The organism is Microbacterium sp. M3, from assembly GCF_033548675.1.
GTDB classification, from domain to species: domain Bacteria; phylum Actinomycetota; class Actinomycetes; order Actinomycetales; family Microbacteriaceae; genus Microbacterium; species Microbacterium arthrosphaerae.
Genome location: NZ_JAWTZT010000001.1, coordinates 601,265 through 623,460, shown reverse-complemented (window position 1 = coordinate 623,460; position 22,196 = coordinate 601,265). Strand labels below are relative to the sequence as shown.

At 72.4% G+C, this 22,196-nt stretch carries 17 protein-coding genes; 12 read left to right on the top strand and 5 right to left on the bottom strand.

What is annotated here, in order from left to right:
- Position 1: 1 nt before the first annotated feature.
- Positions 2 to 319 carry a hypothetical protein gene (locus tag R8Z57_RS02830; RefSeq protein WP_318352232.1) on the bottom strand — a complete coding sequence of 106 codons (318 nt, stop codon included), beginning with the start codon at positions 317 to 319 and terminating at the stop codon, positions 2 to 4.
- Between the two features lie 23 nt (positions 320 to 342).
- Between R8Z57_RS02830 and pnuC the strand changes: the two genes are divergently transcribed.
- From pnuC to R8Z57_RS02795, 7 genes are read left to right on the top strand one after another with little or no spacing between them, the layout of a single operon-like run.
- Positions 343 to 954, top strand: coding sequence for a nicotinamide riboside transporter PnuC (pnuC, locus tag R8Z57_RS02825; protein ID WP_318352231.1), 612 nt, complete (start codon positions 343 to 345; stop codon positions 952 to 954).
- Positions 947 to 2,017 (top strand): AAA family ATPase, encoded by a 1,071-nt coding sequence (locus R8Z57_RS02820; RefSeq protein WP_318352230.1) that lies wholly within the window; start codon positions 947 to 949, stop codon positions 2,015 to 2,017. Before pnuC ends, R8Z57_RS02820 begins: the two co-directional genes overlap by 8 nt.
- Before the next feature lie 9 nt (positions 2,018 to 2,026).
- The gene (locus R8Z57_RS02815; protein ID WP_318352229.1) at positions 2,027 to 3,598 is read left to right on the top strand and encodes a MoxR family ATPase; all 1,572 of its coding nucleotides are present in this window, start codon (positions 2,027 to 2,029) and stop codon (positions 3,596 to 3,598) included.
- 5 nt (positions 3,599 to 3,603) lie between these two features.
- Positions 3,604 to 4,245, top strand: a complete 642-nt coding sequence (locus R8Z57_RS02810) for a potassium transporter Kef (RefSeq protein ID WP_318352228.1) — start codon at positions 3,604 to 3,606, stop codon at positions 4,243 to 4,245.
- Complete coding sequence (locus R8Z57_RS02805; RefSeq protein ID WP_318352227.1) at positions 4,242 to 6,179, top strand: VWA domain-containing protein; 1,938 nt, start codon at positions 4,242 to 4,244, stop codon at positions 6,177 to 6,179. The genes R8Z57_RS02810 and R8Z57_RS02805 overlap by 4 nt, the downstream gene beginning before the upstream one ends.
- The gene (locus tag R8Z57_RS02800; RefSeq protein ID WP_318352226.1) at positions 6,172 to 6,780 is read left to right on the top strand and encodes a phosphohydrolase; all 609 of its coding nucleotides are present in this window, start codon (positions 6,172 to 6,174) and stop codon (positions 6,778 to 6,780) included. The genes R8Z57_RS02805 and R8Z57_RS02800 overlap by 8 nt, the downstream gene beginning before the upstream one ends.
- Positions 6,773 to 8,176, top strand: a complete 1,404-nt coding sequence (locus R8Z57_RS02795; protein WP_318352225.1) for an AMP-binding protein — start codon at positions 6,773 to 6,775, stop codon at positions 8,174 to 8,176. Before R8Z57_RS02800 ends, R8Z57_RS02795 begins: the two co-directional genes overlap by 8 nt.
- A 67-nt stretch (positions 8,177 to 8,243) precedes the next feature.
- Here the strand turns inward: R8Z57_RS02795 and R8Z57_RS02790 are convergent, their stop codons facing one another.
- A complete protein-coding gene (locus R8Z57_RS02790) occupies positions 8,244 to 9,839 on the bottom strand; it encodes an isocitrate lyase (protein WP_318352224.1) in 1,596 nt (531 codons plus the stop codon).
- A gap of 136 nt (positions 9,840 to 9,975) precedes the next feature.
- Positions 9,976 to 11,616: a malate synthase A gene (gene aceB, locus R8Z57_RS02785; RefSeq protein ID WP_318352714.1), complete on the bottom strand. Its 1,641-nt coding sequence runs from the start codon at positions 11,614 to 11,616 to the stop codon at positions 9,976 to 9,978.
- A 237-nt stretch (positions 11,617 to 11,853) separates the two neighbouring features.
- On the opposite strand from aceB, the gene R8Z57_RS02780 reads away from it, so the two are divergent.
- The gene (locus R8Z57_RS02780; protein WP_378723073.1) at positions 11,854 to 13,332 is read left to right on the top strand and encodes a helix-turn-helix domain-containing protein; all 1,479 of its coding nucleotides are present in this window, start codon (positions 11,854 to 11,856) and stop codon (positions 13,330 to 13,332) included.
- 139 nt (positions 13,333 to 13,471) lie between these two features.
- Here the strand turns inward: R8Z57_RS02780 and R8Z57_RS02775 are convergent, their stop codons facing one another.
- Positions 13,472 to 14,875: an FAD-binding oxidoreductase gene (locus R8Z57_RS02775; protein ID WP_318352223.1), complete on the bottom strand. Its 1,404-nt coding sequence runs from the start codon at positions 14,873 to 14,875 to the stop codon at positions 13,472 to 13,474.
- 261 nt (positions 14,876 to 15,136) lie between these two features.
- A complete protein-coding gene (locus R8Z57_RS02770) occupies positions 15,137 to 16,678 on the bottom strand; it encodes a PucR family transcriptional regulator (RefSeq protein ID WP_318352222.1) in 1,542 nt (513 codons plus the stop codon).
- Between the two features lie 93 nt (positions 16,679 to 16,771).
- Here R8Z57_RS02770 and gabT point away from each other — a divergent pair, with 93 nt between their 5' ends.
- The 4 genes from gabT (at position 16,772) to R8Z57_RS02750 (ending at position 22,174) form a co-directional block, all read left to right on the top strand.
- Entirely contained in the window at positions 16,772 to 18,133 is a 1,362-nt protein-coding gene (gabT, locus tag R8Z57_RS02765; RefSeq protein ID WP_318352221.1) for a 4-aminobutyrate--2-oxoglutarate transaminase, read from the top strand.
- Positions 18,134 to 18,330: 197 nt separating this feature from the next.
- Entirely contained in the window at positions 18,331 to 19,692 is a 1,362-nt protein-coding gene (locus R8Z57_RS02760; RefSeq protein WP_318352220.1) for an NAD(P)/FAD-dependent oxidoreductase, read from the top strand.
- Positions 19,689 to 20,606: a universal stress protein gene (locus tag R8Z57_RS02755; RefSeq protein WP_318352219.1), complete on the top strand. Its 918-nt coding sequence runs from the start codon at positions 19,689 to 19,691 to the stop codon at positions 20,604 to 20,606. The genes R8Z57_RS02760 and R8Z57_RS02755 overlap by 4 nt, the downstream gene beginning before the upstream one ends.
- Positions 20,603 to 22,174, top strand: a complete 1,572-nt coding sequence (locus tag R8Z57_RS02750) for an APC family permease (protein WP_318352218.1) — start codon at positions 20,603 to 20,605, stop codon at positions 22,172 to 22,174. The genes R8Z57_RS02755 and R8Z57_RS02750 overlap by 4 nt, the downstream gene beginning before the upstream one ends.
- Positions 22,175 to 22,196 lie beyond the last annotated feature (22 nt).

Here is a 22,196-nt window from a genome sequence, read left to right as displayed (position 1 = left end):
CTCAGCGGAACGAGCCGGCGACGACGATGAAGCCGATCAGGCTCAGCACGACCGCGGCGGCCCCGAGGCTCACGGGCAGCACCGGGCGGCTGGTGCCCACGCCGAGTCCCGCCGCGACGAGGCCCAGGACGAGCCACACCCACCACGTCAGGAAGACCGCGGCCATCGGCAGCACCCCGGCCATGCTGCCGGCACCGGTCACGGTGAGCTCGATCAGCAGCAGCAGCGCGAGCGGCAGCGCGATGCCCGCGAGGGCGATCCAGCCGCAGGCCAGCGCACCGGCACGTCGGCGGTCCCGCGGCGGCGAAGGCGAGGTCATGACCTCACCCTAGGCTCTTGTGCGTGATCGACTTCCTCCTGGCCGAGTGGATGCAGATCCTCGGCTTCGCGACCGGGGCCGCGTGCGTGTTCCTCGCCGGCCGGCGCAACGTCTGGAGCTACCCGATCGGCATCGCGAACAACATCGTGTTCCTCGCGGTGTTCGTTCCGGCCGGGCTCTACGCGGCCGCCGGGCTGCAGCTGGTGTACCTGGCGCTCGGCGTGCACGGCTGGATCCGCTGGACGCACGGCGCCGAGCACGACAAGACCTACATCGCCCGCACGTCCCGCCGGGCGGTCGCGTCCCTCATCGTCGCCGGCCTCGCCGGAGCCGGTGTGCTCGCCTGGGTGCTCACGACCTTCACCGACTCGCACGTCGCGCTCGCCGACGCCGCCACCACCGCGGCGAGCCTTGTCGCCCAGTACATGCTCAACCGCAAGTGGATCGAGAACTGGTTCGTGTGGATCGCGGTCGACATCGCGTTCGTCGCCCTCTCGATCGCGACGGGACTGTGGATCATCGCCGCCCTCTACGCGCTCTTCATCGGCCTGTGCGTGTACGGCCTGCGCACGTGGCGACGCGTCGAGCGAGAGTCCCGGACGACGGATGCCGCAGCCGAGGTCGCGCGTGCGTGACCGGCGGTACCGGCACGGCCTGGTGATCGGCAAGTTCTATCCGCTGCACTCCGGGCACGGGCACCTCATCCGCGAGGCGGTGCGCTCGTGCGACCGCGTGACGGTGCAGGTGCTCGCGGCATCCGTCGAGTCGATCCCGCTCGAGACGCGGGCCGCATGGGTCGCCGAAGAGCACCCGAGCGTGCGCGTGGTCGCCGCGATCGACGACGCGCCCGTGGACTTCGGATCGGACGCCGCGTGGGACGCGCACGCCGCGGTCATCGCGGGACTGCTCGACGCGCCGGTCGACGCGGTCTTCACGTCCGACGCGTACGGCGAGGAGCTCGCCCGGCGGCTCGGCGCCGCCTGGGTGCAGGTCGACGCCGGGCGTGCCCGGAACCCGGTCTCGGGCACCGCGGTGCGCGCCGACCTCGCGGGGCACTGGCACGAGCTCGCACCCTCGGTGCGCGCATCCCTCGCCGGTCGCGTGGTGGTGCTCGGCGCGGAGTCGACGGGCTCCACGACGCTCGCCGAGGCGCTCGCCGCGCACTACGGCACGCTGTGGGTGCCCGAGTACGGCCGTGAGCTGTCGATCACGCGCGAGGGTGGACTCGACGCGCCGTGGCGCAGCGACGAGTTCGACGTGATCGTCGACCGTCAGATCGCGATGGAGGATGCCGCGCTCCGCCGCGTGCCGGTGCCGCTCCTCGTGTGCGACACCGACGTGCTGGCCACCGCGCTGTGGCACGAGCGCTACGTCGGCGGTCCGGCGCCCCGCATCCTGGCCCGCGCCGCAGCCCACCGCCCCGACCTGTACCTCCTCACCGGGGACGAGATCCCGTTCGTGCAGGACGGCATGCGCGACGGCAAGCACATCCGCCACACCATGCAGGAGCGGTTCCGCGAGGTGCTGGCCGCCCAGGCCGTGCCCTGGACGGAGGTGCGCGGCGACGTCGCGGCGAGGGTCGCGGCATCCGTCCCCCTCATCGACGCGGCGCTCGCGCGAAGGCACGCGTTCGCGGCCCCGCTGGAGGGCCGTCCCCACCACGAGCAGCTCGCGCTGCAGCGCGAGGCCGCGGGCTAGGCTGGCGCGATGGCGGATCGCTGGCACAAGGTCTCGGAGTCACCCACCACCCCGACCGCCGCGGGCGGTGTCGAGCAGCTCACCGCCGACGACCTGTTCCGCGAGCTCGACGCGGAGGTGCACGTGCCCCTCGACGAGAAGCTGCGCCGCACGTACTACTGGATCGTCAATCGCGCCGTCATCTCGCCCTACTACGACATCGAGTTCTCCAACGGGTCGCCGCTCAGCTTCCCGCTCGGCGATGCCGGGGCCGTGCTGACACTGCCGACCGACGCGTCGTTCTCGTCGAACGTGCTGCTGCCGCTGCTGTCGTTCGCCGTCGGCGGCAAGTGCCTGCTCATCGGCGGACCCGGCCGCGGCAAGACGACGGTCGCCGTGATCATGGGCGTGCTCTCCGGCTCGTCGGCCGAAGAGGTGCGCCGCGGGGTGCAGCAGGGGCAGCCGCAGCTCACGATCAGCGACCTCGTCGGCATCCCGCTGCCGCGCGACCTCATCGGCGCTTCGAGCCTCACCGAGATCGGCATCGCCTGGCGCGACTGGCTGACGCGGCCCGTGAAGATCGTCGACGAGTACAACCGCATCCCGACGAAGACCCAGTCGGCCCTGCTGACGATGGTCGCCGAGGGGTACGTCGAGAGCCACGACCAGATGCACCGCACCAACCCGGGGCGTGGCGTGGAGAGCTGGTTCTTCACCGCCAACGACGACGCGGGCGGCGGTACCTTCCCCGTGATCCAGGCCCTCCGCGACCGCATGGATGTGACGGTGCAGGCGGCGAGCTTCAACAGCCGGTTCCTCGACGAGCTCGTCACCCGCGTCGAGGCGGGGGAGAAGCCCGAGGAGCACGTGCCCGCCGAGCTCGTGTTCGCGCCCGGCGAGCACGCGCGTATGCGCGACGAGATCCGGGCGGTGCCGATGCCGCACGAGGTGCGGCGGCGCCTGGAGTTCTTCCTCAGCCACTTCGAGTTCGTGCAGGGTGGCGGGCGGCGCTTCGAGTACCGCACGAAAGACACCGTGACCACCGCGGGCGGCCGGGTCGCCGAGGTCATCGACGCCAACTCCGGCGCCGACCTCTCGGCCGACCTCGGCGCGCAGACCGTCAACGGGCTCTCGGTGCGGGCGCTGCAGACGCTCATCGTGTACGCCAAGGCCGTCGCGTGGTTCCGCGGGCGCCCGGCGGTCGGCATCGACGACGTCGCGGCGATGCTGCCGTTCGTGCTGCGCGGCAAGCTGCTGCCCAACGCCACGCACCCGCGGTTCGACGTCGGCGCCGAACGCGAGCTCGCCACCGACGTCATGAGCTGGCTCGCCGACCTCTTCGCCGAGTCGTGCCGCCAGTACGACGCGCTCGGCCGTGAGCAGGACGATCCGGTGCGGCGGCTGCTGGCTCAGCTCGACGAGGGTCTCGACGGCGTCAGCGCCGTCGAGGCGTCGCGCCGGCTCACCGAGATCGAGTCACGCGTGCGCGCGATCTCGGCGACCGGCAAGCTCTACGGCCGCGACTTCGACGACCTCACGACGCTCAAGTACCTGCACCAGCGCTACACGGCGTACGTCCGGTGGGCGGAGCACCGCGAATGATCCGGATGCCGCGTCATCTCGCCGGCGCCGGCCCCGCCTCCGGCGCCCCGGCGCCGGTGCCCGGCCTCGACCTCGACCTGGCGGCGCGGAACGTGCGGCGCGCCGGCGGCGACCCCGAGCGCTTCGCCGCAGCCCTCGGGGCGGCGCAGCGGGCCGACGCGGCGTCGGAGCACACCGTCGCGCTCGCCGGGGTCGCCGCGTGGCGCGCCGGCGCGCTCGCGTTCCGCGACGACGCCCTTGCGCGCATCGACGTGCTGCGGGGTGAGCCGGCCGGAGGCCGAGCGGTCGCCGCCGCCCTCGGTATCGCCGAGGCGGCGCTCGCGGAGTTCGCCGAGCGGCAGCGCACCGACCCGCTGTGGTGGCCGGGACGCACGGCCGAGCGCGGCTACGTGTGCGCCGTCGGCGGATTCCGCGGTCTCGGCGGGGCATGGCTGGCGCCGCCCGGTGGCGGCTACGCGCTCGCCGAGCCGGGAGCATTCGCCATCGCCGCCGACGAGCGGTGGTGGCGTCTGGACGCCGACGTGTGGGGCTCGCGCCTCACGCGCCTCGACGATGAGCCCGGGCCCGCGGCATCCGACTCCCTCGCGTCGATCGTCTGCCCCCAGGACTCCTATCTCGCGTGGGTGCATGTGCGGGATGCCGCGTGAGCGCGCTGCCGGCAGCGCCGGGGCGCGACGCACTGGCCGTGCCGCTGGACGGCGACGCGCGCGCGGCATGGGATCGCGCGCAGGAGCTGTGGGGCGTGCGGATGAGCGACGCCCGGCTGCTGCCGGGCGCCGGGGCAGAGAGCGGTGCGCCGGCATGGTTCACGTTTCCGCCCGCGGTCGCGGTGGATCCGCAGCTCGTGGCGGCGCTCGGCATCGGCGACGAGCTGGAGAGCGTCTTCGCGCACGAGCTCGGCCACCACGCCCTCGCGCCGAGCACGCGCATCGACGCACTGAAGATCCGCCATCAGCTCGCCCGCGCGCTGGCGGCCGCGGGCGCCTCGGCCGTGACCGGCGACGACGTCGCGCTGCTGTCGAACCTGTGGACCGACCTGCTGGTGAACACGCGCGTCGCGGTGCTGCAGCGTCGCCGCGACGGTGCCGGCGGCGAGCCGGGCATCGTGCGCACCTCGCGTCGCCTGTACCGCGCGAGCCGCGACAGCCCGAGCCGGCTGTGGTGGGTGTACCTCCGTGCGTACGAGCTCCTGTGGCACCTGCCCGCCGAGGCGCTGTGCCCCGCGACGCCGCCCCCGCCGGCGCGACCGCACGCCCCGGCGGCGCCGTCGAACGAGCGGCCGATCTCGGAGCTGCCCGAGCGCTTCCAGGAGAAGGAGCGCGCGCTGCGCGCGGCGCGCGCCGAGGCCGAGCGCATCGCCGCGGCACTCGACGGTGTCATCACCACCCACCCCGAGGTCGATGCCGACGACGTCGCCCGCATCGTGCGCACCTTCGCGAGCGATCCCGTCGGCGGCGCGCTCCGCTTCGGCGTGGTCATGGCGCCGTACCTCGTCGAGCAGCAGAAAGCGGAGCGCGGGAAGCCGGCGGCAGGCGCCGCAGCCGGTGCCGCCGGCGCGGCCGGCGATGGCGCGTCCGGCGCGGGCGCCGGCGCGCCCGGCCCGTGCGCCGCCGACCACGCGCCGGCGACGGCGGAGGAGCTCGGACGCATCCTCGCCGACCGGCGCCTGCACGGCGACATCCCGGCGCGCGGTCTCGGCGCCGCCGGCGCGGGCGGACCCGACGAGCAGGAGGGGCAGCGGCTCGGCGTCGCCCGCACGCTCGCGCTCTACGAGGGCTCGGACGAGGCGGCGGTGCTCGCCGCGTGGTACCGGTCCGAAGCCGCGCCGTGGGTGCGGCCGGTCACCGAGCGGCGGCCCGCGCGGCCCGCCCCCGAGCTGCCGGGACCACTGGAGTCGTGGGAGGTCGGCGACGATCTCGCCGACCTCGACTGGTCGGCGACGCTGCAGGCCGCGCCGGTCGTCGTGCCCGGCGTCACGACGCGGCGCCGGTCCCACCTCGACGACACGCCCGAGCCCGTGGAGGCCGGGATCGAGCTCGACCTCTACATCGACTCCTCCGGGTCGATGACCAGTCCGCGCCGTGGCTCCGCCGCGGTCCTCGCCGGCACGATCCTCGCGCTCTCGGTGCTGCGCGGCGGCGGGCGGGTGCGGGTGACGAGCTTCTCCGGGCCCGGCCAGGTCGCGGGGTCCGACACGTTCACCCGCGACCACGTGCGCATCGTGGCGGACCTCGCCTTCTTCTTCGCGGGGAGCACCTCGTTCCCGCTCGACCTGCTCGCCCGGCGGTACGACCCGCTCCCCGCGCTGACCGGCGATCCGGCGCACGACGACGTGCGACGGCACCTCGTAGTGCTCTCGGACGACGGCCTCACCTCGATGTTCGGCGAGGGCAATGAGCCGTACGCGGCCGTCGCGTCGCGCGTCCGGGGCAAGCTCACGACGGGCACGCTCGTGGTGCTCGACCGGATGCGCCGCGTCGAGCAGCTCGCCGCGGCGGCGGGGTACGCGACGCTGTACGTTCAGGCGATGGAAGACGCGCCGCGCGCCTGCGCGCGGCTCGCGGAGGTGCTGCATGGCTGAGGCCGATCGACTCCTCGAGGTATGGGCGGGCATGTCGCCGGCACTCGACACCCAGTGGGCGCAGCTGACGCCGGGCCCCGATCTCGCCGCCGTCGCCGCCCGGCTGTCGAGCGTGCCGCGGCCGTTCCTCGACGAGGGCGTCTCGATCCCGGCGCTGTCCGGCGACATCCTCGGGCGCCCGGTCGCGGCATCCGCACACGCCGACGACCGCCGGGTGCGACGAGGCGCTGCGGTCGCGCTGTGGCTCGTCGCGAGCGAAGCCGTCGTCGAGCCCTTCGATCCGCCGTTCGCGACCGCCGGCACCGCCCTCGCCGTCGACGCGCTCGCGCTGCGGCTCGCCCCCGTCGTCGACCCGCTGGACTGGCTGTCGGACGAGGAGCGCCGCGAGGAGGCGGTGCGGACGTTCCTGCTGTGGTGCGGACATCTTCCCGCGGGGGAGGATGCCGCGACCGCTCGGTCGCTGCTGGACGCCCGTGACTCGCTGCGACGCAACGCCGCGCTCGCCGAGGCCTACGCCGAGCACAGTCACCGGGCCGAGATCGCGCGACGGCTCCGGGAGGCGCGCGCCCGCGAGGCCGCGGCGAGGTACTCGAGTGAGTGAAGCGGCCGCGGGGTGGCCGGGTCCGCCTTCGGGCGCCGCGCCGGCCGACCCCGACGCCCCCGACCCGCTCGCGCTGCCCGAGTACGCGCCGGGTGAGGCGGCCGTGCTCACGGACGCCGAGCGGTGGCCGACCATGGACGCGGCCGGAGCCGCGCGCCTCGACCGGTGGCGCCGGCATCCGTCCGCTCCTCGCTGGGTGCACGCGACGGGCGACCGCCTCACGGCCGGCATGCTCGCGCGGGTGCGCGAACCGCTGCCCACCGACGACTGGCTCGACGCGCACCTCGCGACCGCGCGCGGCCTGCTGCACTACCGCCGGCTGACGGGCCTCGACCGGCTGGAGGACTTCCCGCCCATCACCCGCCAGCACCTCGTCGACGACATCGCGGCGTTCGTGCCGCTCGACGCCGATCTCGGCCGCATCCTGCACGGCACCAGCTCGGGCTCGACCGGTGCGGCGCTGCTGATCCCCGACGACGTCGAGGAGGTGGCGCGCGGCTTCCACCACCTGGTGCGCCTCGTGGCCGGGGAGCGGATCGTGTGGCAGCCGGACGGCGAGCGGCTGGCGCTCGCCCACCTGGTCCACCAGCGGCAGGCGTTCACCTATGTCTCGCTCGTGAGCGGCTTCGGGCAGCGGGCCATGGCACGCGTGAACCTCCACCGCGACGCGTGGGACGCGGCATCCGATCGCGCCGCCTTCCTGGCCGACGCCGACCCGCAGGTGCTGACGGGCAACCCGGCGAGCCTCGCCGAGATGCTCGCGCCCGATCTCCGCGACGCGGTGCGGCCGCTGGCGATCTTCTCGGGGGCGATGGCGCTGTCGGCGCCGCTGCGCGCCGACCTCGAGCGCGCCTTCGCCTGCCCGGTCTTCGACGTCTACGGCCTGCACGAGACGCGGCCGGTCGCGGTGCGCACCGACGACGGGCCCTTCCGGATGCTCGACCGGCGCGTGGTCGTGGAGGCCCTCGACGCGGCCGGCCGGCCGGTGCCCGAGGGGGAGATCGGCGAGATCACCGTCACCGCGGGGGAGAACCCGCTGCTGCCGCTGGTGCGCTACCGCACCGGCGACTTCGGCCGCCTCGTGCGGCTCGCCGACGGGGCGCTCGCCATCGCCGACCTCGAAGGGCGGGAGCACACCGTCTTCACCGCGGGTGACGGCCGCCGCGTGCCGAGCGTCGACCTCACCCAGCAGCTCCAGGCCCACGGCGCGCGCGGCTGGAGTGTGGAGCAGGCGGCGTCGGGCGACGTCGTGGCGCGCATCGCGGGCGGTGACGCCGGCGCCGTGGAGCGTGCGCTGGTGGCGCTCCTCGGCCGCGCGGTCCGCGTGCAGCGCGTCGAGCGCGTCGCCGACCTCGGCGAGGGCAAACCCCGGCGGTACCGCAGCGCCGTGGCGTGATCGGCACCGGGGGCAGGACGACGAATGCCGCGGACCGGTCGGGTCCGCGGCATCCGTCGTTCGAGCGTCAGCTGAACTGGTTCATCGTGTTGTGCTGACCGCCGGCCTTGAGGGCCGCGTCACCGGCGAAGTACTCCTTGTGGTTGTCGCCGATGTCGCTCCCCGCCATGTTCTGGTGCTTCACGGTCGCGATGCCCTCGCGGATCTCGCGACGCTGCACGCCCTTCACGTAGGCGAGCATGCCTTCGTCGCCGAAGTAGCCCTTGGCCAGCGTGTCGGTCGACAGGGCGGCCGTGTGGTACGTCGGCAGGGTGATCAAGTGGTGGAAGATGCCGGCGCGGGCCGACCCGTCGCGCTGGAACGAGCGGATCTTCTCGTCGGCCAGGCGCGCGAGCTCGGTGTCGTCGTAGTCGACGCTCATCAGGTTGCCGCGGTCGTACGCCGTGACGTCCCCGCCCTGCTCCGCGAGCAGGTCGTAGGCCTGCTGCCGGAAGCTCAGGGTCCAGTTGAACGACGGGCTGTTGTTGTAGACGAGCTTCGCGTTCGGGACCACCTCGCGGATGCGGTCGACCATTCCGGCGATCTGCTCGACGTGCGGCTTCTCCGTCTCGATCCACAGCAGGTCGGCGCCGTGCTGCAGCGACGTGATGCAGTCGAGCACGACGCGGTCCTCGCCGGTGCCGGGGCGGAACTGGTACAGATTGCTCGCCAGGCGCTTCGGGCGCAGCAGCCTGCCCTCTCGGCGGATGACGACGTCGCCGTCGCTGAGGTCGGCCTCGGAGATCTCCTCGACGTCGAGGAACGCGTTGTACTGGTCGCCGAGGTCGCCCGGCGTGCGCGACACGGCGAGCTTCTGGGTGAGTCCGGCCCCGAGCGAGTCGGTGCGCGCCACGATGATGCCGTTGTCGATCCCGAGCTCGAGGAACGCGTAGCGGACGGCGTTGATCTTGGCGAGGAAGTCCTCGTGGGGGACGGTGACCTTGCCGTCCTGATGGCCGCACTGCTTCTCGTCCGAGACCTGGTTCTCGATCTGGATCGCGCAGGCGCCCGCCTCGATCATCTTCTTGGCGAGCAGGTACGTGGCCTCGGGGTTGCCGAAGCCGGCGTCGATGTCGGCGATGATCGGTACGACGTGGGTCTCGTACGTGTCGATCTGCGACTGGATGAACTCCTCGGCCGTCTCGTCGCCGGCCGCGCGGGCCGTGTCGAGCTGCGTGAAGAGCAGGTCGAGCTCGCGCGCGTCGGCCTGGCGCAGGAACGTGTAGAGCTCCTCGATCAGGGCGGGCACGGCGGTCTTCTCATGCATCGACTGGTCGGGGAGGGGGCCGAACTCCGAGCGGAGCGCCGCGACCATCCAGCCCGAGAGGTAGAGGTAGCGCTTGTTCGTCGACTTCAGGTGCTTCTTGATCGAGATGAGCTTCTGCTGCCCGATGAAGCCGTGCCAGACGCCGAGCGACTGCGTGTACACCGACGAGTCGGCGTCGTACTCGGCCATGTCGCGGCGCATGATGTCGGCGGTGTACTGGGCGATCTCGAGCCCGGTGCGGAAGCGGTTCTGCGCCCGCATGCGCGCCGCGGACTCGGGGTCGATGGCGTTCCAGCCGGAGCCGTTCTGCTCCGTGAGCGCCCGGATGGCCTCGATGTCGTCGTGGTAGGTGGTCATGTCAGGTCCTTTGCGGTCGATGCGTGGTGTCCGGGCATGCCGAAAGGAGGGCATGTCCCAAAAAGCGGGGTGCGTGTCCCGATTTCCACCGTTCGGACGGACCGTTGGGGTGGAAATCGGGACATGCACGCGGGGGTCAGTCGGTCGCGACGAGGTACTTCGTGTAGGCGGGCAGGGTCAGGAAGGCGGGGAACTCCTGCCCGAGCGCCACCTCGCGGAAGATGTCCGCCGCGTCGTCGAAGCGGTCGCCGCCGGTGCGCTCCGCCGCTCCGAGAACCTGGGTGATGAGGCCCTCGATGTAGTCGCGCGTGATCGGGGTGCCGTCCTCGGTGGTCTGGTCCTGGTGGATCCACTGCCACACCTGCGAGCGCGAGATCTCGGCGGTGGCGGCATCCTCCATGAGGTTGTCGATCGCCACGGCTCCGAGACCGCGCAGCCACGCCTCGATGTAGCGGATCGCCACCGACACGTTGCCGTGCACGCCCGCCGCCGTGATCGGGCGGCCGATGTGGACGTCGATCAGGTCGGCTGCCCGCACCTCGACCTCGGGGCGCTGCCGGTCGAGCTGGTTGGGGCGGTCGCCCAGCACCGCGTCGAACTCGGCGCGCGCGACCGGGATGAGGTCGGGGTGCGCCACCCACGTGCCGTCGAAGCCGTCGCCGGCCTCGCGCTTCTTGTCGGCGGCCACCTTCTCGAAGGCGCGCTCGGTGACCTCGGGGTCACGGCGGTTCGGGATGAAGGCGCTCATGCCGCCGATCGCGAAGGCGCCGCGCTTGTGGCACGTCTGCACGAGCAGCTCGGTGTAGGCCCGCATGAACGGCACCGTCATCGTGACCTCGCTGCGGTCGGGCAGCACGAAGCGCGCACCGCGCCCACGGTAGTTCTTGATGATCGAGAAGATGTAGTCCCAGCGCCCGGCGTTCAGGCCCGCGCAGTGGTCGCGCAGCTCGAACAGGATCTCCTCCATCTCGAATGCCGCGGGCAGCGTCTCGATGAGCACCGTGGCGCGGATGGTGCCGTGCGGCAGACCCACGTACCGCTCGCTGAACGTGAAGACGTCGTCCCAGAGCTTCGCCTCTTCGCTGGACTCGAGCTTCGCGATGTAGAAGTACGGGCCGCGGCCGTTCGCGATCAGGGCTTGCGCGTTGTGGAAGAAGTAGAGCCCGAAGTCCACCAGCGAGCCCGACGCGGCCATCGTGCGGCCGGCGCGGTCGGTGAAGCGGATGTGCTGCTCGGGCAGGTGCCAGCCGCGCGGCCGCATCACGATCGTCGGGGTCTCGGTGGCCGTCACCTCGTACCGCTTGCCTTCGGCGCTCGTGAACGAGAGCTCGCCGCGGATCGCGTCCCGCAGGCTCAGCTGACCCTCGACCACGTTCTTCCAGGTCGGGCTCGTCGCGTCCTCCTGGTCGGCCAGCCACACCTTCGCGCCCGAGTTCAGCGCGTTGATCGTCATCTTCGGGTCGGTGGGGCCCGTGATCTCCACGCGGCGGTCGTGCAGCCCGGGGCCGGCGCCGGCGACCCTCCACTCGGCGTCCTCGCGGATGTGCCGGGTGTCGTCGCGGAACTGCGGGTCGTGCCCGTTGCCGACCTCGAACCGGCGCCGCATGCGGTCGGCGAGCCGGTCGTGGCGGCGCGCGCCGAAGCGGTGGTGCAGCTCGGTGAGGAACGCCAGCGCGTCGGGCGTGAGGATCTCGTCGTAGCGCGGGCCGAGGCGGCCGGCGACCTCGATCGACGGCTCATGGGTCTGCGTCGGGATGGGGCCGGTGCGCGTGCGCATCGGGGTGGCGGTTGCAGGTGTCATGTCCCTGCCTTCCTGTGTGTGGGTGTCGTCCGAGTGGAGTTGTGGGGATGCCGCGACCCGGCGGTGTCGGCCGGGCTGCGGCATCCGTGATCCGCTTGCTGGGTGGATCGACAGGAGTTCGTGAGACCACTATCGGGTGAACTTCGAGGGCGAAACCGACGAATCCCGCTGTGAACTTTTCGGGAAATTCTGCTTTCGTGACAGAATCGGCCCATGACGACCATGGCGACCGCGGACGTGCGCGGCGAAGTCCCCGACGATGAAGGGGTGGATCCCCTCACCATCGGCCGCCGCATCCGGCAGCTGCGCACGGAGCGCGGCATGACGCTCGACGAGCTCGCCGCGGCGGTGGATCGCGCGCCGAGCCAGCTGTCCATGATCGAGAACGGCCGGCGCGAGCCGAAGCTCACGCTGCTGCAGGCGATCGCCCGGGCGCTCGGCTCATCGATCGACGCGATCCTCGAGTCCGAGCCGCTGGACGAGCGCGCCACGCTCGAGATCTCGCTCGAGCGCGCGATGCGGGGGCAGACGTTCCAGGCGCTCGGCATCCCGCCGTTCCGCATCGGCAAGACGGTGCCGAACGAGGCGCTCAAGGCGATGCTCGCGCTGCAGGGCGAGATCGAGCGCCTGCGCGACGAGCGCGCGGCGACCCCGGAAGAAGCCCGGCGTGCGAACGTCGCCCTGCGACGCCTCATGCGCACGCAGAACAACCACTTCGAGGAGCTCGAGCAGCACGCGGCCCGCATCCTCGACGCCGTCGACCACCCCGGTGGCCCGCTCACGCAGCGGACCGCGTCGGATATCGCCGCTCACCTGGGCTTCACCCTGCACTACGTGCCCGACCTGCCGCAGACGACGCGATCGGTGGCCGACATCAAGAACGGCCGGCTCTACCTGTCGAGCCGGCTCGCGGCGAAGGGCGATCCGCGCACCGCCGTGCTGCAGGCGCTGTCGAGCCGCATCCTCGGCCACCGCGAGCCGACGTCGTACGCCGAGTTCCTGCGGCAGCGCGTCGAGACCAACTACCTCACGGGCGCCCTGCTCATCCCCGAGGCCCACGCGGTGCCGTTCCTCCAGGAGGCCAAGAAGGACCGCGCGATCTCGATCGAAGACCTCCGAGACGCCTACTCGGTGTCGTACGAGACGGCCGCGCATCGCTTCACCAACCTCGCGACCGTGCACCTCGGCATCCCGGTGCACTTCCTCAAGGTGCACGAGTCGGGCACGATCACGAAGGCGTACGAGAACGACGACGTGAACTTCCCGACCGATCGCCTCGGGTCGATCGAGGGGCAGATGTGCTGCCGTCGCTGGACGTCGCGCGTGGTCTTCGACGTCGACGACCACTTCAACCCGTATTACCAGTACACCGACACCGGCAACGGGACGTACTGGTGCACGGCCCGCGTCGAGCTCTCGAGCGAGGGCGCGCACTCGGTGTCGGTCGGCGTGCGCTTCGACGACACCAAGTGGTTCCTCGGCCGCGACACCCCGAACCGCGGCGTGTCGAAGCACTCCGTCGAGGTGTGCTGCCGCCGCGCGCCCGCCGACCTCGAGGCCTCGTGGCGCGACCACTCGTGGCCCAACGTCCGCACCCCGCGGACGCTGCTCGCGACCCTCCCGACCGGCGCCTTCCCGGGCGTCGACACCACCGACGTGTACGAGTTCCTCGAGGCCCACGCGCCCCGCTGACCGCCGCCGGCCCCGCGCCGGCCGCGACGGGTCTCACCCGATTTGGAATCGCGCACTTTGCAGCCTGCGACCCGCAGAAACCGCAAAGTGCGCGATTCGAAGTCGCAGGGACCCTGGCCGGATCGGCGGCGGCGGGTCGTCAGCGGCGGCCGGCCACCCAGTCGGCGATGTGCGCGGGCCAGGCGGTGCGCGAGGAGGATCCGGATGCCTCGAACCGGTCCGCCGTCCGGTACGCGGCGTAGATCGCGCTCACGGCCGTCCACCGCAGCGGCTCCGGCTCCCAGCGCTTCGCCCGGTGCCCGACCCAGGGGAGCCGGGTGAGCGGGGTGTCGCGCTCGAGCACGAGGTCGGCGAGGGTGCGGCCGGCGAGGTTCGTGGCCGTGACGCCGGTGCCGACGTAGCCGCCGGCCCACCCCAGGCCGGTGCGGCGATCGTGGCCGACCGTCGCCGCCCAGTCGCGCGGCACCCCGAGCACGCCGGCCCAGGCGTGCGCGACCGGCACCTCCGCGGCATCCGGGAAGAACGCGCGCAGCAGCCGCGTGAGCGACGCGATCGTGCGCTCCTGGGTGCTGCCGTCGGTGTCGACGCGCGAGCCGTAGCGGTACGGCACGCCGCGTCCGCCGAACGCGATGCGGTCGTCGGCGGTGCGCTGGGCGTACATGTACACGTGGGCGAAGTCGCCGAGCGTCTCGCGGCCGCCCCAGCCGACAGCGTCCCAGAAGGCGGCGGGGAGCGGCTCGGTCACGATCATCGACGAGTTCATCGGCAACCACGTGCGGTGCTCGCCGCGGAGGTCGGCGGTGAACCCCTCGGTGGCGCGCAGCACGTGCGTCGCCCGCACGGTTCCGCGGTCGGTCACGGCGCGGCCGGGGGCGACCTCGTGGACGTGCGTCTGCTCGTAGATCGGCACGCCGAGCCGTTCGACCGCGTCCGCAAGGCCCCGCACGAGCTTCGCGGGGTGGATACGGGCGCAGTGCGGATGCCACATCGCGCCGAGCGCGCCGGCGATGCGGATGCGGGATGCCGCGGCCGCGGCATCCAACACCTCCACATCGGTGTGGGGCCACGACTGCTCCGACGCCGCACCGGCCCGGAGGCGGGCGAGCTGCGCCGGGGTGCGCGCGACCTCGAACTCGCCGCCCCGGACGATATCGGCGTCGATGCCCTCGCGGGCGGCGACCGTGACGACCTCGTCGACCGTCTCGTTCAGCGCGCGCTGCTGCGCGATCGCGGCGTCGCGCCCGTGCGACGCGGCGTAGCGCTCGCAGCCGCCGGTGACGCTGTTCGTGAGCCAGCCGCCGTTGCGGCCGGAGGCGCCGAACCCGGCGAAGCGCTGCTCGAGCACGACCACCCGCAGATCGGGCTGCGCGCGTTTGAGGTAGTAGGCGGTCCAGAGGCCGGTGTATCCGGCGCCGACGATCGCGACGTCGGCGTCGAGGTCGCCGGGCAGGGGAGCGCGGGGTGCCGGGAGTCCGCCGAGGCTGCGCCACCACCACGACACGTCGCCGTTGCGGACCTGGGTGTCGGACCTCGGCGCGCTCATGCGCTCATCCTGCCGCGAGACAGGGGCGTCGGCGCCCCGCGATGTGTCGCGATCTCCTCCTCGCTCGGACGTTTCGGCGCCCCTCCCTCGCCCCTCCTTCTCCCTCCCTCCCTCCCTCGCCCCTTCGAATCGCGCACTTTGCAGTCTGCGGGGGGCGAAAACTGCAAAGTGCGCGATTCGAAGGCACTGGGAGACGGCGCCGGGGTAGTCGGCGCCGGGGCGGGGGAGAGGGACGGGGGAGAGAGAAGGGGGAGAGGGGGGTCAGGCCGACGGGTCCAGGGCGCGGAGCGCGGCCCACAGCTCGGCGCGCGTGGCGAACGAGGAGAGATCGCGCCCCAGCACGCGCTCGACGAGAGCCAGCCGGGTGCGTACGGTGTGGCGGTGCACCCCGAGGGACTGAGCGGATGCCTCGTGCGAGCAGTCCTCGTCGAGCCACACCTGCAGCGTCTCGAGGAGTCGCGTGCCCTGTGCGGCATCGTGCTCGCGCAGCGGTGCGAGCTCCGCACGGGCCAGCGCGCGGGCTTCGTCGGTGAGGGCGGAGAGGACGCCGCTGCGAGCGACGTCGGCGAACGCGGTGACCGCCCCCGCGCCGCGATCGCGCGCGACGCGGGCCTGACCGGCCGCCGCGGCGAACGCGTCGTAGCCCGTCGGGTCCGAGACTCCGAGGCGCACGTCGAAGCGCGCCGCCAGCTCCTCGACGGCCGAGAGGTCGTCGGCCGGCACCACGAGCACGAGGCCGTCGTCGCCGCGTCCGAAGAACAGCGCACCGCGCCGTTCGTCGGCCCACAGCTCCAGCAGCTCGGTGATGCCGTCGACGCGCGCGGCTGCGGCATCCGTCATCGCGACCACGACGGGCGCGGAGGGCAGCGGGCCCCACAGCTCGCGGGAGGCACGGCGGGCGAGCGCCGGATCGCCGGCGAGCAGCGACTGCACGAGGCCCGCGCGCAGCGCGCCGCGAGCCCGGCTGAGGCCCTGCTGCTGCTCGAGGGCGAGCCCCGCCATCGCGATGACCGCCGTGACGACGACGCGTCCCTCCTGGTCGAGGTCGCCGGCGCCGATCGCGATGACGCCGCGCAGGTGGCCGCCGCGTCCGAGCGTCTGCAGGGTGAACGCGGTCTCGCCGATCCGCAGCGAAGAGCCCGCGCGCGCTCCGCGATGCAGGACGCCCGTGACCTCGCGCTGCAGGCCCGCCGCCGTCGTGACGTCGAGGCCGCCGACGGGGTGCTCGCGGGCCAGCTCCCCGGCGGCGTCGAACATGCCGACCCACGTGCCCAGCTGCTTCGCGAGCTCGGTGACCGTGGCGCCCAGTCCGTCCGGGCGGAGCGCGGCCAGCGCGATCGCCCGCTGCGCCGCGAGCGCCCAGCTGCGGCGGGCGTACGCCTCGGCCGCGATCGCCTCGGCGTTGGCGCGGGCCACCGCGATGAACGGCGTGCGATAGGGCACCTCGAACAGCGGCATCCGCTCCGCACGGCAGGCGTCGACGAGCGCCGACGGAATGCCGGCGCGTGCCACTTCGGTGCCGAAGCCGAGCCCGACCACGCCGCGCGCGGCCAGGCGGTGCACGTAGGAGCGGAAGGGATCCGCATCCCCGGCCTCGTCCGCATCGCCGAGCGGGAACTGCGTGCCCGTCGTCAGCAGCACGAGCCCTTCCGACAGGAACGGCGTGGGGTCCACCAGGTCCGAGCTGTGCACCCACCGGATCGACCGGTCCAGCGCGGCCTGGTCCACATCGTCGTCCGCGAGCGACAGGCGCAGATCACGACGGGCGAGGAGGGCGCGCAGGGTGGGGGCATCGGCATCCATATCGCTCCGAGTGTACGACTGGTATAGCGCGCCGGACAGAATGTACACCGAGGCGGGTGCGGGGGCTTCGCGGGGCCGCATACGCTCCCCAGCATGAGCAGCGCAGCCGACACCCTCATCGACACCCCCCTCGGCGGTCCGACCCTCCCGCAGGAGCGCCGCCTGGTCACCAGCATCCCGGGCCCCCGCTCGCAGGAGCTCATCGACCGCAAGGCCGGTGCCGTCGCCGCGGGCGTCGGGCACACCGCCCCCGTCCACGCCGTCGCCGCCGGCGGTGGCGTGATCCTCGACGCGGACGGGAACTCGCTCATCGACCTCGGCTCGGGCATCGCCGTGACCACGCTCGGCAACGCGCACCCCAAGGTGGTCGCTGCCGTGCAGGAGCAGGTCGCGCAGTTCACCCACACCTGCTTCATGATCGCGCCGTACGACTCCTACGTGTCGGTGGCCGAGGCGCTCAACCGCCTGACCCCGGGCGACCACGCCAAGAAGAGCGCGCTGTTCAACTCCGGCGCCGAAGCGGTGGAGAACGCGGTCAAGATCGCCCGCAAGTACACCGGCAAGCAGGCCGTCGTCGCCTTCGACCACGGCTACCACGGCCGCACCAACCTCACGATGGCGCTCACCGCCAAGTCGATGCCCTACAAGAGCGGCTTCGGGCCGTTCGCGTCGGAGGTCTACCGCGCCCCGCTGTCGTACCCGTACCGCGACGGCCTGACCGGCGCCGAGGCGGCGAAGAAGGCCATCTCGATCATCGAGAAGCAGGTCGGCGCCGACAACCTCGCGGCCGTCATCATCGAGCCGATCCAGGGCGAGGGCGGGTTCATCGTCCCGGCCGACGGCTACCTGCCGGCGCTCGTGGAGTGGTGCCGCGCGAACGACGTGGTCTTCATCGCCGACGAGATCCAGACCGGCTTCGCCCGCACCGGCCGCATGTTCGCGAGCGAGGTCTTCGGGATCGTCCCCGACCTCATCACCACCGCGAAGGGCATCGCCGGCGGCCTGCCGCTGGCGGCCGTGACGGGCCGCGCCGAGATCATGGACGCCTCGCACGCCGGAGGGCTCGGCGGCACCTACGGCGGAAACCCCATCGCGTGCGCCGCCGCGCTCGCCGCGATCGACGTGTTCGAGAACGACGGGATGCTCGAGCGCGCCGCCGGGATCGAGACCATCCTCACCGGCCGCCTGCGCGACCTGCAGGCCTCCGACCCTCGCATCGGCGACGTGCGGGGCCACGGCGCCATGATCGCCGCGGAGTTCGTCGACCCCGCGACGGGGGAGCCGGATGCCGCGCTCACCGCCGCGGTCGCCAAGGCGTGCATCGCACAGGGCGTCATCGTCCTCACCTGCGGCACCTACGGGAACGTGATCCGTTTCCTGCCGCCCCTGTCGATCTCCGACGACCTGCTCCACGAGGGCCTGGACGTCGTCGCGGCCGCACTGGCCGGCAGCTGATTCCGGATGCCGCGGCCGGCGCACCACGACGGTCGCGGCATCCAACCCCTCCCTCTCCCGCAGCGTGTCCCGATTCTTCGCAGCCATGTCCCGATTTCGTCGCCACCGCGGCCGGGGAGCGAACGATTCCGGGACATGGATGCCTTGCACCCGACCCTGAGCGCCGAGACAGCGCAGAACCTGACGAAGGAGTCCGAATGACCGAGCTGACCCGCGACGTCGTCATCGTCGGCGCCGGCGCCGCCGGCACCACCGCCGCCAACGAGCTGAAGAAGGCAGGGCTGTCGGTCGTCGTGCTCGAGGCCCGCGACCGCGTCGGCGGGCGCCTGTGGACCGACGTGGTCGACGGCGCCATGCTGGAGATCGGCGGGCAGTGGGTCTCGCCCGACCAGGACGCGCTCAAGGAGACCCTCGCAGAGCTCGGCCTCGAGACCTACAGCCGCTACCGCGAGGGCGAATCCGTCTACATCGGCAGGAGCGGCGAGCTCACGCGGTTCACCGGTGAGATCTTCCCCGTCGCGCCCGAGACCGAGAAGGAGATCGTGCGCCTCATCGAGGTGCTCGACGGGATGGTCGCCGAGATCGACCCCGACAAGCCGTGGGAGCACCCCGACGCCGAGGCGCTGGACCGCGTCTCGTTCGAGGCGTGGCTCGAGGAGCAGACCGACGACCAGGAGGCCCGCGACAACATCGCCCTCTTCATCGCCGGCGCCATGCTCACCAAGCCCGCCTACGCGTTCTCGGCGCTGCAGGCCCTGCTGATGGCCGCGAGCGCCGGCAGCTTCTCGCACCTCGTCGACGCCGACTTCATCCTCGACGAGCGCGTCGTCGGCGGACTCCAGCAGGTGCCGCTGCTGCTGGCCGAGCGGCTCGGCGACGACGTCGTCCTCGACCAGCCCGTCACCGAGGTGCACTGGGGCGAGGACGGCGTGCGCGTCGTCACCGACAACGGCCTCGAGGTGCGCGCCCGCTTCGTGATCCTGGCGCACGCGCCGATCCTCTACCCGTGGATCGAGTTCCAGCCCGCGCTGCCGCGCCTCAAGCAGCAGATGCACCAGCACATCTCGATGGGCTTCGTCATCAAGGTGCACGCCGTCTACGACCGTCCGTTCTGGCGCGAGCAGGGCCTGTCGGGCACCGCCTTCAGCCCCTACGAGATCTCGCACGAGGCGTACGACAACACCAACCACGGCGACGAGCGCGGGACGCTGGTCGGCTTCGTGTCGGACCGCAACGCCGACGACCTCTTCCGCGTGTCGGCCGAGGAGCGCAAGGAGCGCATCCTCGAGTCGCTGTCGCACTACTACGGGCCCGAGGCGAAGAACCCCCTCGTGTACTTCGAGAGCGACTGGGGCGCCGAGGAGTGGACCCGGGGCGCGTACGCCGCGAGCTTCGACCTGGGCGGACTCGCCCGCTACGGCGCAGACCTCCGCACCCCCGTCGGCCCCATCCACTTCGCGTGCAGCGACATGGCGGGCGCCGGCTACCAGCACGTCGACGGCGCGATCCGCATGGGTCGCCTGGTCGCGGCCAACATCGTCGAGGCGGCACGCCGGTGAGCGGCCGCATCGTCGTCGGGTACACCGCGACGGATGCCGGAGCCGACGCGGTCGCGCTCGGCACGCGCCTCGCCGCGGCCGCGGACGCCGCGCTCGACCTCGTCCTGGTGCTCCCGGCCGAGGACCGCAGCGTCATCACGCCGCCGGACGCGAGCTACGACCGCTACCTCGTGGCCCAGGCCGAGGCCTGGCTCGCCGAGGCCTCCGCCACGGTTCCCGGCGCCGTGACGCACGCCACCCACGTCCGGTTCGGCGATTCGTTCGCGGAGGGACTGATCGCCGCCGCGCACGAGTTCGCGGCATCCCTCATCGTCGTCGGCGCCGCCAACGGCGGCCTGCGCGGTCGCCACCGCCTCGGCACCGTGGCGAACGAGTTGCTGCACTCGTCGGACGTGCCCGTCGCCCTCGCGCCGGAGGGGACGCGCCGCACGCGGGTGAACGGCGTCAGCCGCGTGACCGCCGCGATCGGCACGCGCCCCGGCGCCAGCGCCCTGCTCGACGCGAGCGTCCGGCTCGCATCGGCGACCGGTGCCCGGCTGCGGCTGCTGTCGCTCGTGTCGGTCGACCTTCCGGCCAGCGTCGACACCGGGGTCATCCGCATCGCGGGCGCCGCCCACGCCGACGACGTGCTCGGCAAGGCGCTCGACGCCCTCCCGCAGGGCATCGACGCCGACGTCGTCGTGGCACGCGGCGACAGCATCGAAGACGCCGTGGCACACCTCGGCTGGGAGCCGGGCGAGCTGGCGGTCGTCGGCTCGAGCCGCCTCGCGCAGCCCCGGCGCCTTTTCCTCGGCTCGACGGCGGCGAAGATGCTGCACGAGCTTCCCGTCCCGATGGTCGTCGTGCCCCGCACGCGCGGCAAGGAGGGCGCCGGTGCGACGCAGCCCGGCGCCGAAGAAGGAGCACGCGCATGAGCGCTTCCCCGCAGCCCCGCGGCGCCGCCGCACCACTGGCCCCGTCGTCCGGCGCCGGCGCCGGCGGCCTGTCGAAGAAGGGACTGAGCGCCGGCGCCGTCGGCGTGGTCGGTGCCGTGGTCATCGGCATCTCGACGATCGCCCCGGCCTACACGCTGACCGCCTCGCTCGGCCCGACGGTCGCCGTCGTCGGCACGCAGGTGCCCGCGATCATCCTCGTCGGCTTCATCCCGATGCTGCTGACGGCGTTCGGCTACCGCGAGCTCAACCGGGCGATGCCCGACTCGGGCACCTCGTTCACCTGGGGTGTGCGGGCCTTCGGCCCCTGGATCGGCTGGATGACGGGGTGGGGCCTCATCGCCGCCACCGTCATCGTGCTCTCGAACCTCGCGGGCATCGCCGTGGAGTTCCTCTTCCTGCTGATCGCGCAGCTCTCGGGCAACGAGGACATCGCGAACCTCGCGTTCAACCCGTTCATCAACGTCTTCGTGTGCCTGCTCTTCATGCTCGGCGCCACCCTCGTCTCGTACCGGGACATGCAGACGACCCAGAAGTTCCAGTACGTGCTGGTCGGATTCCAGGTCGTGGTGCTGGTGCTCTTCGCGGTGGTCGCCATCGTGAAGGCCGTCGACGGCGAGGCGCCCGACACGACCGCGTTCTCGTGGTCGTGGTTCAACCCGCTCGAGGTGCCCTCGTTCAGCGCCTTCGCCGCGGGCCTGTCGCTGTCGATCTTCATCTTCTGGGGCTGGGACGTCGTCCTCACCATGAACGAGGAGACGAAGAACCCCGCCAAGACCCCCGGCCGCGCGGCCATGCTGACCGTCGTGATCGTCGTGAGCCTGTACCTGCTGCTCTCGATCGGCCTCATCATGTTCGCCGGCGTCGGCGAGGGCGCCCTGGGCCTGGCGAACGAGGAGATCTCGGCCAACGTGTTCTTCGCGCTGTCCGACCCGATCCTCGGTCCGCTCGCGTTCCTGGTGTCGCTCGCCGTGCTGTCGAGCTCGGCCGCGTCGCTGCAGTCGACGGCCGTCGGCCCGGCGCGGACGCTCCTGGCGATGGGGCACTACGGTGCGCTGCCGCCGAAGTTCGCCCGCGTGAGCCCGCGGTTCTTCACGCCGGGCTACGCGACCGTGGTCTCGGCGGTCGTGGCCTCCGTCTTCTATGCGGTCATGCGCGTCCTCAGCGAGAACGTCCTCACCGACACGATCCTGTCGCTCGGCATGATGATCTGCTTCTACTACGGGCTCACCGCGTTCGCATGCGTCTGGTACTTCCGCAAGCAGTGGTTCGACTCGGTGCGCAGCTTCTTCTTCACGTTCCTGTTCCCGCTCGTCGGCGGCGGCATCCTCGCGGTGCTGTTCGTCACGACGCTGATCGACTCGATGGACCCCGCCTACGGCAGCGGATCGAGCATCTTCGGCCTCGGCCTGGTGTTCGTGCTGGGCGTGACCGTGATCCTCGCGGGCGTCGTCATCATGATCTGGCAGTCGATCAAGCGTCCGGCGTTCTTCCGCGGTGAGACACTCGGTATCGATGCGCCCGAAAGCCTTCGACGCGCCCGCCGCTGACAGGCAGACTGTCCCCAATCCA

Coding starts and splice junctions, on each gene's coding strand:
- gabT (WP_318352221.1), top strand. CDS start 16,772: ATGAGCAGCGCAGCCGACACCCTCATCGACACCCCCCTCGGCGGTCCG.
- R8Z57_RS02775 (WP_318352223.1), bottom strand. CDS start 14,875: ATGAGCGCGCCGAGGTCCGACACCCAGGTCCGCAACGGCGACGTGTCG.
- R8Z57_RS02750 (WP_318352218.1), top strand. CDS start 20,603: ATGAGCGCTTCCCCGCAGCCCCGCGGCGCCGCCGCACCACTGGCCCCG.
- R8Z57_RS02810 (WP_318352228.1), top strand. CDS start 3,604: ATGCCGCGTCATCTCGCCGGCGCCGGCCCCGCCTCCGGCGCCCCGGCG.
- R8Z57_RS02800 (WP_318352226.1), top strand. CDS start 6,172: ATGGCTGAGGCCGATCGACTCCTCGAGGTATGGGCGGGCATGTCGCCG.
- R8Z57_RS02760 (WP_318352220.1), top strand. CDS start 18,331: ATGACCGAGCTGACCCGCGACGTCGTCATCGTCGGCGCCGGCGCCGCC.
- R8Z57_RS02780 (WP_378723073.1), top strand. CDS start 11,854: ATGACGACCATGGCGACCGCGGACGTGCGCGGCGAAGTCCCCGACGAT.
- R8Z57_RS02815 (WP_318352229.1), top strand. CDS start 2,027: ATGGCGGATCGCTGGCACAAGGTCTCGGAGTCACCCACCACCCCGACC.
- aceB (WP_318352714.1), bottom strand. CDS start 11,616: ATGCGCACGCGCACCGGCCCCATCCCGACGCAGACCCATGAGCCGTCG.
- R8Z57_RS02830 (WP_318352232.1), bottom strand. CDS start 319: ATGACCTCGCCTTCGCCGCCGCGGGACCGCCGACGTGCCGGTGCGCTG.
- R8Z57_RS02790 (WP_318352224.1), bottom strand. CDS start 9,839: ATGACCACCTACCACGACGACATCGAGGCCATCCGGGCGCTCACGGAG.
- R8Z57_RS02770 (WP_318352222.1), bottom strand. CDS start 16,678: ATGGATGCCGATGCCCCCACCCTGCGCGCCCTCCTCGCCCGTCGTGAT.